This window comes from Protofrankia sp. Cj5, assembly GCF_917627405.1.
Classification (GTDB): domain Bacteria; phylum Actinomycetota; class Actinomycetes; order Frankiales; family Frankiaceae; genus Protofrankia.
Window position 1 is genome coordinate 1 of the sequence record NZ_CAKJTO010000116.1, and the last position, 13,832, is coordinate 13,832.

Below are 13,832 nucleotides of genomic sequence, written 5' to 3' on the forward strand. Positions count from 1 at the left end.
GATGGCAGCGGCGGCATGCACATGGTTGGTCCTCCTGGGCTCGCCTCCACGGGAGGCCCCGTTCTGCCCCGGCCCGAGGAGTCGCCATGACCAGTACAACTGGGCCAGCAACTGGCCGTGACCAAGGCGGGCGGCGTACTGGGCGCCATCGCGGATGTGATCGACGACACGTGGCGGCGCACGGCCCTGCCAGCCCTGCCGGTCGACAGGCCGCCGGAAGCCCGGAGCCGAGGCGAACCGTGCCCGTTGAGGAACAGACCGAGCACTAGGAGGACACGTCATGACAGATAGCACCCTGAACGCAGCTCCTCTGGATGACGGGGCTGCTTCGACGAGCATGACTGGCGCTGCGGACGCGGAGGGCAGCGCTACAGACGCGGAAAGCGCGGAGCTAGAAAAGGACCTTGAACGCCTCCTGGCGGTCGAGCGGTTCGCCCCGCCCGCCGGCTTCGTCTCCCGCCACCAGGTGGACTGGGACGCCGCTGCTGGCGACCCGGTGGGCTTCTGGCTGGACCAGGCACGGTCGTTGCTGCGCTGGGACACCCCCTTCACCAAGGGGCTCGATGACAGCAGCCCGCCGTTCTACACGTGGTTCGCGGACGGCCGGCTGAACGTTTCCGCCAACTGCCTGGACCGCCATGTCGAGGCCGGTCTCGGTGACAGAGTCGCCTATTACTGGCGGGGCGAGGAGGGCGAAGAGCGGACGATCACTTATGCGGATCTGCATCGGGACGTCCAGCTGCTCGCCAACGGTCTGAAGAGCCTCGGCGTGGGCAAGGGCGACGTGGTGGGGATTTTTCTGCCGATGATCCCGGAGGTGGTCGTCGCGATGCTGGCCTGCGCCCGGATCGGCGCCCCGCACAACGTGGTCTTCGGTGGATTCGCTCCGTCCGCGGTACGCGAGCGCATGGAGGTATCCGCGGCCAAGGCATTGATCACAGTGGATGGGGCTCGCCGTAAGGGTCGTACGGCTGCCATCAAAGAGGCGGTGGACGCCGAGATGGGGGACCTTGACTCGCTCCAGCACATCATCGTCGTCCGCTCGACGGGCACTGCGGCGCCGATGCGGACCGGCCGCGACATCTGGTACCACGACCTGCTCTCCGCTGCCAGCCCCGAGTGCCCGGCTGAGCCGATGGAGGCGGAGCATCCGCTGTTCATCCTCTACAGCTCCGGCTCGACGGCGAAACCGAAAGGGATCCTGCACACCACCGGCGGCTACCTCACCCAGGTGACCTACACCCACCGGATGGTGTTCGATCTCGACCCGGCCACTGACGTCTACTGGTGTTCGGCCGATGTTGGTTGGGTGACCGGCCACTCATACATCATATACGGACCGTTATCCAATGCCGCTACCAGCGTCATGTACGAGGGCGCTCCGGACTACCCGGACAGGTCCATCTGGTGGGAACTGATAGAGCGGTACAGGGTCACCATTTTCTACACCGCGCCAACCGCGATCCGGGCCTGCATGAAATGGGGCCCGTTGTATCCGGGGCGTCATGATCTGTCGTCGTTGCGGATTCTCGGCACGGTCGGTGAGCCGATCAATCCGAAGGCATGGCTGTGGTACCACAGGGTGATCGGCGGTGAGCGCTGCCCGATCGTCGACACCTGGTGGCAGACCGAGACAGGCGGGATAATGATCTCGCCGATCCCCGGGCAGACCACCACCAAACCGGGCTCGGCAACTCACGCGTTGCCTGGGATCGCCGCGGAGCTGTACTCCGAGGAGGGAGAGCCGCTGGACAGCGGCGTCGGTGTGCTCGTCATCACCGCACCCTGGCCGGGCATGCTGCGTACCCTCTATGGTGACGACGAGCGGTTCGTTCAGACCTATTTTTCCCGTTTCGGGCCAACGATCTACGTGGTCGGCGACGCCGCCCGCCAGGATCCAGATGGCTATTTTTGGATCATCGGCAGGATGGACGACGTCATCAACGTCTCCGGTCACCGGCTGTCCACAGCCGAGGTGGAGTCGGCGCTGGTCTCGCATGAGGCCGTCGCGGAGGCCGCCGTCGTCGGCCGGGCCGACGACGATACCGGGCAGGCCATCGTGGCATTCGTGACGCTGCGGGGTGATCTGGTAGGTGACGACTACATGGTGACGATGTTGCGCCAGCATGTGGCGCAACGGATCGGCAAACTGGCGCGGCCGCAGCGTATCGTCTGGTCCGATGACCTTCCGAAGACCCGGTCAGGAAAGATCATGCGTCGACTGCTGCGGGACATCGCGGAGGGGCGCGAGCTCGGAGATGTGACTACATTGCGTGATCAAGATGTGGTATTTCAGCTTCAGGAGAGGGTTGTCAAGGGTATGCGCGAAGAATAGGGGGGTGTGACGCGGTCCGCGTGCCGCTCGATCGTCCCGTGGCGATTGAGCGGGTTGCACGGGGTGCTGACAGTTGCGGCCCGAATTGTTGCGCCGTGTGTTCTCCTGGTGGTTTGCTGTTACCTGGGCGTGGTGGGAAACGCGTACTGTCCGGCATCGGGCACGGATTGTTGAGAGACTGTGTGTCTCCGGTGGCGAGTTTTTCCAGTGGGTCAGTGTCACCGCTGGACCGAGAAGGGTGAGGAAGCCGCTGACCGGGCGTGCTGAAGAATGGGAAAGCGTTTCTGAGCTGGCCCGGCCAGGCTTGCTCAGACCTTTTCCGAGCCAGCTCGGGGAGCATCTCCGCAGGTGTTCGTCGAGTACGGCCGGGTCTGTATCGACGAACCTGCGGCAATGCTGCCGCGATCGGGTAACGTCGGATCGAACACCGCTACGGTCGCATCGCGGTCGCCAGGGCCACCCTGGCACGGCCGGCTGCTTCCATGCGTTTGCCGGCCGGCTGCACCGCTGAAGGCTGTTCTGCTCGGTCGGTTCCGCTCTGTTCGCTGACGTCGGTGCGCCAGTCAACCGCATCCTGCCTGCGGCATGGATGCGGACCGCTTGCTGCCCAGTGCCGGGTGGCCAGGGACGAGCCGCGCGCGTCGACCAACTACCGGCTTAAGGAGTCGACCGGCGAGCTGAACCCCACGTCGGCCCACCACCCATTTCGCGATCAACGAAGGAGCGCGCTCCGTGCGTTTTGACGCCACTGGGAAAGTTTCACTTGATCACATTTATACCCAACCCGATCCGCGGGCTTATTTCAGCACCTTAAGCGAGCTCGGATATTGCATTCCACAACTAGCCAAGCCATATTTTGTGAAACTTATTCAGGAATACCGAAGGTCGCGCTTTGGTCATGTTCTGAACATTCTTGACATCGGTTGTTCCTATGGTATTAATGCGGCTCTGTTGAAATATGGAGCAACCATGGACGAACTGTACGAACGTTACTGTGGCTTCGACGTAAACGAGCAGACCCGCGACACGTTACTGACCCGTGACCAGGAGCTGGTCCGTTCCCGTAGCCACCTCGGATCTACCCAGTTCGTGGGTCTTGACAGCTCGCATCCGGCGCTGTCGTACGCGCTCGCGGCAGGGTTCATCGATGACGCGGTACATGCCGATCTGGAAGAGAACGACCCCACCGAGCAACAACGCCAGCAGCTCGCTGGAGCGGATCTCGTCATCTCGACGGGCTGTCTTGGTTATGTTACCGACAGAACCATCTCGCGCATCGTCAACGCGAACGGTGAGCGTAAACCGTGGATGGCGCATTTCGTCCTGCGGATGTTCCCGTTCGAGCCTGTCGCGGCGAGCCTGGCCGAGCTGGGATACGAAACCGTTCACCTGGACCGCGTATTCAAGCAGCGACGGTTCGCCTCCCCCGAGGAGCAGTCGCTTGTCCTGGACACGCTGTGGACCGTCGGAGTGGATCCGCGAGGTCTGGAAGCCGATGGCTGGCTCTACGCGCAGCTCTACATCTCTCGGCCGCGCGGGACGAAGAATCGCCCAGTCGTGGACCTCGCAACAAATAAGGAGCCGTACATGCCCCCAAGTCAGCGAGGTCGAGGATGAAATCGTTCAACAGCCAAGAGGAACCCGCCCGGACCTTCGCCGGCGAAGAGCGTCTGCCACGAGTACCACTGCCCATGCTGGAGGCGAGCTGCGAGAGATTCCTCGAGTGGTGCGCGCCGCTGTTGTCCATGGACGAGCTGGCGGCGACCGAGGCCGAGGTCGCGTCCTTCCTCCGGCCGGGCGGTCCTGGCCGCACCCTGCACGCGGCACTCGAACAGTACAACGCCGGGGCGGGCGTGCACAGCTGGCTCGACACATTCTGGCCGTCCCGGTACCTGGGCCGCCGTGACCGTATAGCCCTCAACGCGAATTTCTTTTTCTTGTTCAATGATTCGGACCGGCGACAGGTGGAGCGGGCGGCCGGGCTCATCGCCGCGGCCGTTGACTACAAACTGCTGCTCGACGAGGAACTTGTCGCGCCGATCGTCCAGCGGGGGCAGGCGCTTTCGATGGAACAGAACAAGTTCCTGTTCTCCACGACACGGATACCCGGGCCCGTGCAGGACACCGTCCGCGCGCCTTACAGCGAAAAATGGCCGGGCCCGTCTCAGGCGCGCCATATCGTCGTGTTCTTCCGCGGAAACATGTTCCGCATGGACGTGCTGGGCTCGGATGGCTGGCCCCACACGTTGGACGATCTTACGGCAGGACTGATATCGATCATGAAAGCCGGTGCGACGCGGGCCGCGCCTGACACGTCTGTCGGACACCTCACCACCCAGGCTCGGGCCGACTGGGCCGCCAGCAGGCAAGCGCTGCTCGCCTGTCATCCCGATAACGCGGGCGCGCTCGAGGAGCTGGAGACCGCGCTGTTCTGCATGTGCCTGGAGGACTTCACCCCCCAAGACGCCCTGGCCGCATGCGACCAGCTCCTGCATGGTGACAGCGCTAACCGCTGGTTCGACAAGGCGGTCTCTCTGATCGTTTTTGCCGACGGTACGGCGGGCATCAACGTGGAGCACTGTGGTCTGGACGGCACCACAATCCTCGGTTTCGTTGACGCCCTGCTGGGCGCATCGGCCGAGATGCACCCGGAACGGTCGGGGAGCCGCTCGCAGGGCCTACCAGTCATCGAGGCCATCGAATTCACGCTGGACGGTGACCTTCGGAGCACGGTGCGGACCGCCGAAGCCTCGTTCGCGGCCTACAGCGCCGACACGGCTACCGCCACCCTGTCCGTCGAAGATTTCGGTGGAAATCAGGCCAAGCGGCTACGGATATCGCCGGATGCGTTCGTGCAGCTGGCCTATCAACTCGCCCGCAAACGTACCAGGGGATTCGTGGGTGCCACGTACGAGTCGATCGCGACGAGACAGTACCGGCACGGGCGCACGGAGGCGATGCGCGTCGTCACACCTGAGGTGGTGCGGTTCGTGGCCGCGATGGATGACCCTGGAGCGGATGCGAAGACCCGCAGAGCGGCGTTCCGGGCAGCTGCCGAAAGGCATGTGCAACGTGCGAAAGAGTGCCAGACGGGCCAGGCACCCGAGCAGCATCTGTGGGAACTGCAGCTGATTCAGAAGCGGCGCGGTGAGGCGCTGGGGGTGACCGAAGCACCCGCCCTGTACGAGACTCCCGGCTGGCTCAAGATGCGGGACGACTATCTGAATACCAGTTCCGCGCCGTCGACCAACATCCAGTACTTCGGCTTCGGGCCGACCAACAGCCGGTGCATCGGTATCGCCTACGTCTTGCTGCCCGACCGCTTCAACCTCTACCTGAGCGCGGCCCGCCCGATGGCCGGCGAGATGTCGGTATTCGCTGACCGGCTCCGGGAAGCACTGCGCGAGCTACAGGACCTGCTGGCTACCGAGCGAGCGGAGGCCTGAGGAACCCGCTCATAGCTGAGGGGGGCCGCCCACCCGGGCGGCCCCCCTCAGCTGATGATCTAGTGCGTGGTAAGCACGTCGAGGATCACCTGGGAGATGGAGTTCTCGTCGCGCGCGGGATAGCTCTTGGCATCGGTCGCGGCGGAGATGCGCTGGAGCGCCTGCGCATCGGCCTGACCGCCGTAGGCAATAGTGATCAGATGTACGGGATGCTCCGGGTCGAACTCACTCCTGAGCTTCGTGATCAGATTGTCGAGGGAAATACTGCTCAGGTTGTCGTCCTGGCCGTCGGTCAACAACACGACCTGGTTCGGCCGGCCGGGTGTATAGACGGAGCTGAGCTTGCGGAACGCGGCGAGCGCCGTGTCGTAGAGCCCCCCGTCGTTGTCCTTGGCCTGCAACCTGTCGGTGTTCTGGATCAATAGGTTCCGACGGGAGGTACCGTTGATCACTTCTCCTATCGGGCCGATCGGCACCAGTTCCTGGTAGCTGGCGGTGCTGCCCGGAACGCGGGAGAACTGCCACAGTCCCATCTTGGAATCTTCGGCGAGCGCGGCGTACACCGAATCCATCGCGCTGATGGCCACCTTCAGCCGGGTCACGCCCCCGCTGTCCGCTACCACGCCGCCCATCGTACCGGAGGTGTCGATGACGGCGAGTGTCGCGCCACGCTGGTGGACAGCCTGGAACAGGGCGAGTGCTGACCCCGTCGCCGCGGGGTTGACAGATTCCGCCGGCTCGAAACGCAGCCCGGGGGAGAAGCCGGCGTCGGTGGTGAGCTTCGGGGCCGTTCCGTCCTCGCCCCGCAGGCCCGCTTCAGTGAACGAGTCCTGCCCGGTCTTGCTGAGCATCATTTCCAGGAACCCCTGGACAGCGGCCTTGTGAGCCGGGCTCCCATCCGGGCCGACCTGAACGAACGGAATGTTCTGGACCGCGATCCCGTCCGTTGGATAGATCGCGACGAGTGGCTCCTTCGGCGGGGTGGCCTTTCCGTCAGCGACGACACCGTTGTTGTAGTCGAACATCATGTTCTCCGACATCGGTACCGCGGAGACGTGGCCGGTCAGCCCTCCTCCGCTGGTGTCGGCGTCGGCCTGGCGTAGCCCGGCCAGCAGCGCCTCGTCTGAGTCGGCGATGGCCGAGCTCTTGCGCTCCAGGTCGAGAACCACTTTCTTGGCGGACATGTCATCGCGGAACGTCTGGGCGGTGAGTTCTCCAGCCGGCTTGCCCAGCGCGACCGCGGCGATGGACATCATCGCGGCCGCGCTGGCCGACGACGTCTGTGGGCTGGCGAAGGTGACCTGGAACTTGCCGGGGTACTTGTCGTTGTGGTCGTGCCAGAAGGTGGTGCTCCCTTCGTTGATACGAAGATCATCCCAGGACGGGTTCTTGCTCGGCCAGCCCAGCGTCTTGGCCATGCTCCGCGGCACCGCGATGACGACCGGCGAGGTCGCGATCGTCGGTGCGCTCTGCGGTACCAGGACGCGTGCCGGTTCCTGCAGGCGAGCCATGTCGAGCCAGGCCGTGGAGTCCGGGATCCACACGTCCGGCTGGTTTCCCGCGGTCGCCTCTCGCCACCCTCCGCCAAGCAGCCGCGTGGTCTCCTGGGCGGCACGTGTGCTCACCCGGACGGTGACACACGTGCCGTCGACGTTTGGCTTGGTCTGCTGGTAGTTGGCGGCTGCCGAACGGACAGCGGCGGACACCTCGGGCGCCGCTTCAACGGTCAGAGCGAGCGCGCCTGAGCACGATTCCGAGCTGGCACCGGAGGTGGTGCGCAACGCCAATATCGTACCGGCGATCACTACTCCGGTCAGTAGGAACACGAGGACTGCGCGTGGAGCCCGAGAGGGTGGGGGTTCGACCTCATAGGCATTGTGATCTTGGTCTGGCATGAGCCCCAGACCTCCTGGAGACGGCGCCCGCTTCGGCGGGGACGCGGTGCGTATTGGGGGGCATGACAACTGTGACAATGACGATAATGTCCAGCATTTTCGTCTTGTCCGCTATCTCTAGATGGAGACCTCCTGACCGAGATCTCCGTTTGGAGCTACCTGGCGCTGTCGGTTCTGGTACAGGCTCCGCGGTGTGGTACGGATCTCCGCGGAACTGGTTGAGGCGCTGGCCGGGCTTCTCGGCTTCGGTGCTGTCGAGCTGGTTAACTATGCTGCCCGTGACGTCAGGCCGGCCGCCACTGAATCCGGACCGGGGCCGGGATCTCGCGCACCGCGGATTGGTCGAAGAAGTCGGTGGTAATGGCGTTGCCACCTACCCCAAGAACAACAACGGGTCCACCAGGTTCGGTACCAAAGTAGCTACGCACTCGCGGAATGATCAGGTTACTCCAGGAGAGCCGCACCCGTAGACGCCAAGGAACCCATCGGTTGACCGGGAAGGAACCTCGGGATGGAAATAAATACGGGCGCCACCGCCTGGGTGCTGATCTGCGCCGCTCTCATCCTGCTGATGACACCAGGCCTGGCCTTCTTCTATGGCGGCCTGCAAGGCCGGCACAACGTACTGGGCATCATGATGCAGTGCTTCTGCGCCATCGGGGTCGTCAGCGTCACCTGGGCGCTGATCGGTTTCTCGCTCGCGTTCGACGGCGGTAACCGCTTACTCGGTGGCCTGCACTTCGCCGGACTGACGCCGTCGAGCCTGAGCGGCGGTGTGCCCGGTATGCCTCGGCTGGCGGTACCGGTGATCGCATTCGCTCTTTACCAGATGATGGGTGCCGTGATCACCCCGGCGCTGGTCACCGGAGCGGCCGCGGACCGCTGGCGGTTCGCCGCCTACATCCTCTTTCTCGTGCTGTGGCCGATAGTTGTCTACGCGCCGGTCGCGCACTGGGTCTTCTCGCCCACCGGATGGGCCGCCAAGCTGGGCGCCCTCGACTTCGGTGGCGGTATGGTCGTGCACGCCAACGCTGGTGCCGCCGCTGTCGCCATGGCGATGGTGCTCGGACACAGAGTGGGATGGCCTGAGCGGCAGAAGCCGCCGCACAGCGTGCCGCTGGTGATGATCGGCGCCGGGATACTGTGGTTCGGCTGGCTCGGGTACAACGGGGGCGCCGCGTTGAACGCGAACGGGCTGGCGGCCCTCGCCTCGACCAACACCAACCTCGGCGGGGCCGCGGCGCTGCTGACCTGGATCGCGGTCGAGCGCGTCCGCACTGGCAAACCGACCGTCCTCGGAGCCGGTACCGGAGCACTCGGCGGACTGGTCGCGGTGACTCCGTGCGCGGGGTTCATCACACCGATGTCTGCCATTCTCATCGGCGCGCTGGCCGGAGTGGTGTGCTGTCTCGCGGTCGGTTTGAAGGCGTGGCTCATTCTTGACGACTCCCTCGACGTCATCGCGGTGCATCTGGTCGGGGGCTGCCTTGGCACTCTTTGTCTCGGGCTCTTCGCGACCAAGAGCGTCAACCCCGATGGCGCCAATGGGCTTTTCCACGGCGGCGGGCTTCACCTGTTCGGCAACCAGTTGTTGGCGCTGACCGTGGTCGTGATGTATTCACTGATTGCGACGTATCTGATCGGTATGCTCATTGATCTGATCGTCGGTAACCGGGTGAGCCGGCGCCAGGAGTGGACCGGCCTGGACCTCGCGGAGCACGGCGAGCTCGCATATGCCGCCGGGACACCGGAGATGCCGGAGGTGCCGGAGGTGCCGGAGGTGCCGGAAGGCCTGGAAGGCCTGGCTGACTGGAGTCAGCCGATGAAGCCGGACTCGACGGCCGGGCATCATCGCTGAACATTGATCCTGCCAGCCGGGATGACCGGCACAATGGTGACGGTGCCCGGGCGGCTCCCGCGGATGTCGATGGTCTGGATGGTCCGCGTCCGTCCTGGCCACCGGTGGCCGGTTCATCGCTCTCGCTGGTGCCCAGGTGAAAATCCCGGTTTCCGGAGTCCTGCAGAACCTGTTTTGTGAATCTTCTGTCCGGGCGAGCCGTGTCCAGCCAGGAACTACCTGGACACGGCTCCCTGATCAAACGACTGCTTCGGAAACACGCCGTAGAGCGGCCCGGCAATAGCCAGCTGTTTTTATTTTTAATCATAATTTTCTGATTGAAGCGGTGGCGGCGGGCACTGACCGGTCCGCGGTACTGCGGATGGAGATATCCAACTGGGGGTGTTCAGCCAGTAAATGACCTATTACAGTTCCTTGTATCCAGGTGGGACCTGCGGGGCACACCGCCTGAGCACGGCTTCATCGGCCCGCGCGCCTGTGTCGGTCTCCCTGTCATGACCTCGGAAAGGGCAGCCAGGTGAGCTTTCTCGGTGGCGAAAGATCCGTACCTGACCGGCTCCGCCCCGGCATGGACACCGTGTCGGCGCGGCGGCCGTCCGCCGAACTGTCGTTCATCAGCTCGGCCGAGCCGGCCTGCCTCGCCTCGGCCACCGCCGGTCCGGTCTCCCATCCGCCCGCTGCGGGCCGGATGGCCCAGCCGCTATGTACGGCGCTTACCGGTCAGCCGCCGCGCATCAGCTGACCGCGCCGTTCCCGTCCCTGCCCCTTGACCCGGCCCGGAGTGGTGAGAACCCATGGCAGAGCACAGTGGCCACGGCGTGGTGACGGCGCCGGCCGGATATGCTGTCGATGTCCTGCCCGGCGTGGGCGCTATCCCGGCGCAGGTGTGGGACGGGCTGGCTCCCGCGGACGACCCCATGTGGGCACGGCAGGTCTTCGCCGCGATGGAACAGGGCGCCATCGGGCCGGACGAGTACGCCTACGTGGTGGTCCGGAGCGCGGGGGAGATCTGCGCGATCCTGCCGCTGGCCGCTTTCCGGGAGCTGCGGCTCGACGACGTTGTAGGCTCTGGCGAGCGACGCCTGCTGGCCCCGGTACGCAGGCTGTTCCCTCGGCTGTTGCGCGTGCCCATGCTGTTTTGCGGCAACTTCCTCGGTCCGGGCCGGGTCCTGAGCCGGGGACCGCTCCAGCCCGAGGTCTGCGAGCTGCTGGTGCGGGCGGTCCTGCGGTACGCCCGGCGGAACCGGCTGGGAACGGTTGTGTTCAAGGACTTCGCGCCTGAGTGCATGGCGGCGCTGCGCCCGCAGCTGGCGGCGGCCGGCTTCTTCTTCGTGCCCAGTCTGCCAGACACCGAGCTCCGGCTGGGCCATGTCTCCTTTGACGACTACATCGCCGCGCTGCCGGCGAAGGCACGCCGGAACGTGCGTAGCACGATACGAAATTTCCGCGACCACCCGGGACTGAGAATCGAAGTGCGGAGGGATTTCGCGGACCTGCTGCCCGCCATGCTCGGGCTCTACCAGCAGGTGATGGTGCGCGCCGACCAGACACTGGATGTCCTCGACGGGGTGTTCCTGCGGGCGCTGTCCGACGCCGAGGGCCTAGAGCAGCGGGTGGTGGCCTGCTTCGACGGGGACAAGCTGGTGGCCTTCCTGCACTGCTTCTTCCGCGGTCACGGTGCCGTGGGGGTGCGGATCGGGCTGGACTACCGGCTGGCGCACCGGGCCCGGCTTTATCACAACGTGCACTACGCGGCCATTGAACTCGCCATCGCGGAGAAGTGCCAGCATATCAGGTTCGCCCAGACGGCCTACGAACCAAAGCGGGAGCTGGGCTGCGCGTTGGTGGAGCAGTCCTACGCCATCACCCATATCCGTGCGTTCCCCCGGGCTGTCCTGCGCCGCCTGCTGCCACCCGCGCTGGCGTCCGCTCGGGCGGACGCCTTGGCGCCACGGTCCTGACCCATCTCGCCTCAAGAGAGCCTCCGATGCCCACAGTCGCAGCCGAACTGTCCATCGACGCCCTGCCTGCCCAGAGCTGGGCCGCGGTCACCGACGTCGAAAACTACCCACAGTGCATGGATAACGTCCGATCGGTTGAGATCGTCGAGTGCTCTGGAGCGGACCATCGGACAACGGCGTGGTCGGTCTGGCTCAGGGGATCGGTGCTGGAGTGGGTGGCGGCCGAGTATCTCGATCACCAGGCCCGCCGATGCGACTTCCGTCAGATCAGCGGGGACCTGTCGCGCTTCGTCGGTTACTGGTCCGTCCGCCCGGCCGGCGACAGCGCCAGCCTGGTGTCCCTGCACCTGGAGTTCGACATCGGTATCCCGCTGCTCGCCGGCATGCTGAATCCGGTTGCCGCCGCCGCGCTGCGGGAGAACGCCCAGCAGATGCTCACCGCGCTTGAGCGGCGGCTGACCGACAGCCGGTAACCGCGCTCGTGCTCACGACAGCGCCTAGTTCCTATGACCAGCCCTAACGCCGAGCTGGAGCAGGCACTCGACATCCTCGACGGCGCTGGCCGTGGCCACCCACGCGATCGCCGTTGGCCTGAACTGAACACCGAACCAGGAGCAACAAGGAAAAACATGAACATGACACCGCAGCAACGCGAGCTGGCCGACGTCGTCCGCGCCACCATCGCCGATGTCCTCGGCGCCGACATCGACGTGATCAATGACAACACCGACCTGCGTGCCGAGTTCGACATCGACAGCCTGGAGCTGATGGCGGTGGGCGCGCAGTTAGAACGCGTGCTCGGCGTCCGGATCGAGCCCGAGGAGCTGGTCCGGGCTGAAACAGTCGGACACGCTGTCGAACTGCTGGTGGCCCGCCAGGTCCCCGGGGATGCCCGTCAGGTCCCCGTGGATGACTGTGGCTGACCGGCCGCCGGTCGCCCTCGTTGCCAGCTCGGCGGCCGGTCTCGTCGAGGCCGTGGCCTCCAGAAGCGTGGCCGTGGCGCCGGCGCCCGCCAGCTCCTTCGGCTTCGGCGGGCAGAACGCCTGCCTGGTCCTGACCTCTTTGCGGGAGACGTGATGCGCATCCTCATCACCGGGGCAACCGGTGTCATCGGCACCGAAACCGCTGACCGGCTGCTCAGCCACCCCGCGGCACCGGATCTCGTCCGGGTGGCGCGGCGGGCCACCGACACTTCCATCGTCTGCTGGAACATTGGTCAGGAGCCGGCGCCGCCCGCACTGGCCGGCCGCTGGGACACCATCGTGCACACCGCGGCAGCCACCCACTGGAGCATGACCCGGGACGAGGCCACCACCAATATCAACACCCTGCGCGCGGTGCTCGGACTGGCCGGCCCTGAGACGCACGTCGTTCACGTCTCCACCGCTTATGTGGACGGGGCACGCCTCCCCACGGGCTGCGGGGGCACGGAGTTCGAGGGCTACCGCAACGGTTATGAGTGGTCCAAGGCAGCCTGTGAGGAGATCGTGTCCACCCGCCATCGCGGCCCGGTGACGGTGGTCCGCCCACCGTTGGTGATGGGCCGGCGCGGCGACGGCGGAATCACTCGTTTCTCCGGTCCCTACACCCTGTTACCGGCATTGGTCTCCGGACTGGCCGCGGTGGTGGTTGGGGATCCCGACGGCTACGCCGAGATCAGCCCCGTGGACGAGGTCGCCGACGTAATCGTCGACGCGGCGCTCGGTGCCCCGCCGACGGCGCCCCGCACTGAGGTCATCGCGGGAGGGCAGGGCAGCCTGCGGCTGGCCAGGCTGGTCGACATCGCCTGCGACACCATCAACACATACCGGACGACGAAGGGCGTCGAGCCGATCGACAGACCGCCGACGGTCTCCACCGACAGCTGGAACCGGTTCTTCCTCCCGCTGGCCGAGCAGCGGCTGTCCCCGGCGCAGCAACGGGCGGTCAAGCTGCTGGCCATGTTCCAGAGCTACACCAGCATGTCGCGGCCGTTCGAGCCCACCCGGCAGGTACGGGACTCAGGCGAGGTGATGGCCGCTTCGGTGTGGTACTGGGCCGAGAACCGGCACCGCAGGGCCCTCGCCACGCCCAGCCCGTGGACCCTGATCGCTGATCGCCGGCGGTAACGGGCCGGTTCGTATTCCGTCCTGGCGGAATAGCCATAAACGGCGATCATGATTGTTGTAGCCAGTTTGAGCACAGTGTGTCCAGGGCTGTATTAGCGGTAGTCGGGGGTGGGTCGTGTTGACGCCGGTTTTAGCTGTTTCGCACCCCGTTAGCTACGTCCCCGGGCCTGGCCCCGTTCTCCGCACATGCCGTATCGCTGCTGTTCCGAGCGTTGTAACGGCCGTCACT

11 protein-coding genes are annotated in these 13,832 nt (G+C 65.4%); 10 read left to right on the forward strand and 1 reads right to left on the reverse strand.

The genetic code is table 11. The annotated features are described in order from the left end of the window. Positions 1–337 precede the first annotated feature (337 nt). The 3 genes from acs to MJ777_RS19375 all read left to right on the forward strand — a co-directional run bounded on the left by acs (position 338) and on the right by MJ777_RS19375 (position 5,781). On the forward strand, positions 338–2,335 hold the full coding sequence (acs, locus tag MJ777_RS19365) for an acetate--CoA ligase (protein WP_239312353.1): 1,998 nt from the start codon (positions 338–340) through the stop codon (positions 2,333–2,335). A 732-nt stretch (positions 2,336–3,067) separates the two neighbouring features. Beyond that, on the forward strand, positions 3,068–3,952 hold the full coding sequence (locus MJ777_RS19370; protein ID WP_239348171.1) for a class I SAM-dependent methyltransferase: 885 nt from the start codon (positions 3,068–3,070) through the stop codon (positions 3,950–3,952). Next, positions 3,949–5,781 carry a choline/carnitine O-acyltransferase gene (locus MJ777_RS19375; RefSeq protein WP_239377358.1) on the forward strand — a complete coding sequence of 611 codons (1,833 nt, stop codon included), beginning with the start codon at positions 3,949–3,951 and terminating at the stop codon, positions 5,779–5,781. Before MJ777_RS19370 ends, MJ777_RS19375 begins: the two co-directional genes overlap by 4 nt. Before the next feature lie 59 nt (positions 5,782–5,840). On the opposite strand, the gene MJ777_RS19380 is transcribed toward MJ777_RS19375, so the two are convergent. Then, positions 5,841–7,676 carry a substrate-binding domain-containing protein gene (locus MJ777_RS19380; protein WP_239348169.1) on the reverse strand — a complete coding sequence of 612 codons (1,836 nt, stop codon included), beginning with the start codon at positions 7,674–7,676 and terminating at the stop codon, positions 5,841–5,843. Positions 7,677–8,187: 511 nt separating this feature from the next. On the opposite strand from MJ777_RS19380, the gene MJ777_RS19385 reads away from it, so the two are divergent. The 7 genes from MJ777_RS19385 (at position 8,188) to MJ777_RS19415 (ending at position 13,603) form a co-directional block, all read left to right on the forward strand. Next, a complete protein-coding gene (locus MJ777_RS19385; protein ID WP_239348168.1) occupies positions 8,188–9,534 on the forward strand; it encodes an ammonium transporter in 1,347 nt (448 codons plus the stop codon). Between the two features lie 517 nt (positions 9,535–10,051). Continuing rightward, positions 10,052–10,276, forward strand: coding sequence for a hypothetical protein (locus MJ777_RS19390; RefSeq protein ID WP_239312926.1), 225 nt, complete (start codon positions 10,052–10,054; stop codon positions 10,274–10,276). 52 nt (positions 10,277–10,328) lie between these two features. Further along, positions 10,329–11,495 (forward strand): GNAT family N-acetyltransferase, encoded by a 1,167-nt coding sequence (locus MJ777_RS19395; RefSeq protein ID WP_239312928.1) that lies wholly within the window; start codon positions 10,329–10,331, stop codon positions 11,493–11,495. 26 nt (positions 11,496–11,521) lie between these two features. Further along, on the forward strand, positions 11,522–11,968 hold the full coding sequence (locus MJ777_RS19400; protein WP_239348167.1) for a type II toxin-antitoxin system RatA family toxin: 447 nt from the start codon (positions 11,522–11,524) through the stop codon (positions 11,966–11,968). Positions 11,969–12,124: 156 nt separating this feature from the next. Then, entirely contained in the window at positions 12,125–12,418 is a 294-nt protein-coding gene (locus tag MJ777_RS19405; RefSeq protein ID WP_239377359.1) for an acyl carrier protein, read from the forward strand. Further along, the gene (locus MJ777_RS19410) at positions 12,405–12,572 is read left to right on the forward strand and encodes a hypothetical protein (protein WP_239312935.1); all 168 of its coding nucleotides are present in this window, start codon (positions 12,405–12,407) and stop codon (positions 12,570–12,572) included. The genes MJ777_RS19405 and MJ777_RS19410 overlap by 14 nt, the downstream gene beginning before the upstream one ends. Next, positions 12,572–13,603: an SDR family oxidoreductase gene (locus tag MJ777_RS19415; RefSeq protein ID WP_239377360.1), complete on the forward strand. Its 1,032-nt coding sequence runs from the start codon at positions 12,572–12,574 to the stop codon at positions 13,601–13,603. Before MJ777_RS19410 ends, MJ777_RS19415 begins: the two co-directional genes overlap by 1 nt. The last annotated feature ends 229 nt before the right edge of the window (positions 13,604–13,832 follow it).

Bases quoted from the DNA above. Each gene is read 5' to 3' on its own strand.
- MJ777_RS19410 (WP_239312935.1), top strand. From the start codon at position 12,405: ATGACTGTGGCTGACCGGCCGCCGGTCGCCCTCGTTGCCAGCTCGGCG.
- MJ777_RS19400 (WP_239348167.1), top strand. From the start codon at position 11,522: ATGCCCACAGTCGCAGCCGAACTGTCCATCGACGCCCTGCCTGCCCAG.
- MJ777_RS19395 (WP_239312928.1), top strand. From the start codon at position 10,329: ATGGCAGAGCACAGTGGCCACGGCGTGGTGACGGCGCCGGCCGGATAT.
- MJ777_RS19415 (WP_239377360.1), top strand. From the start codon at position 12,572: ATGCGCATCCTCATCACCGGGGCAACCGGTGTCATCGGCACCGAAACC.
- MJ777_RS19405 (WP_239377359.1), top strand. From the start codon at position 12,125: ATGAACATGACACCGCAGCAACGCGAGCTGGCCGACGTCGTCCGCGCC.
- MJ777_RS19380 (WP_239348169.1), bottom strand. From the start codon at position 7,676: ATGCCAGACCAAGATCACAATGCCTATGAGGTCGAACCCCCACCCTCT.
- MJ777_RS19375 (WP_239377358.1), top strand. From the start codon at position 3,949: ATGAAATCGTTCAACAGCCAAGAGGAACCCGCCCGGACCTTCGCCGGC.
- MJ777_RS19385 (WP_239348168.1), top strand. From the start codon at position 8,188: ATGGAAATAAATACGGGCGCCACCGCCTGGGTGCTGATCTGCGCCGCT.
- acs (WP_239312353.1), top strand. From the start codon at position 338: ATGACTGGCGCTGCGGACGCGGAGGGCAGCGCTACAGACGCGGAAAGC.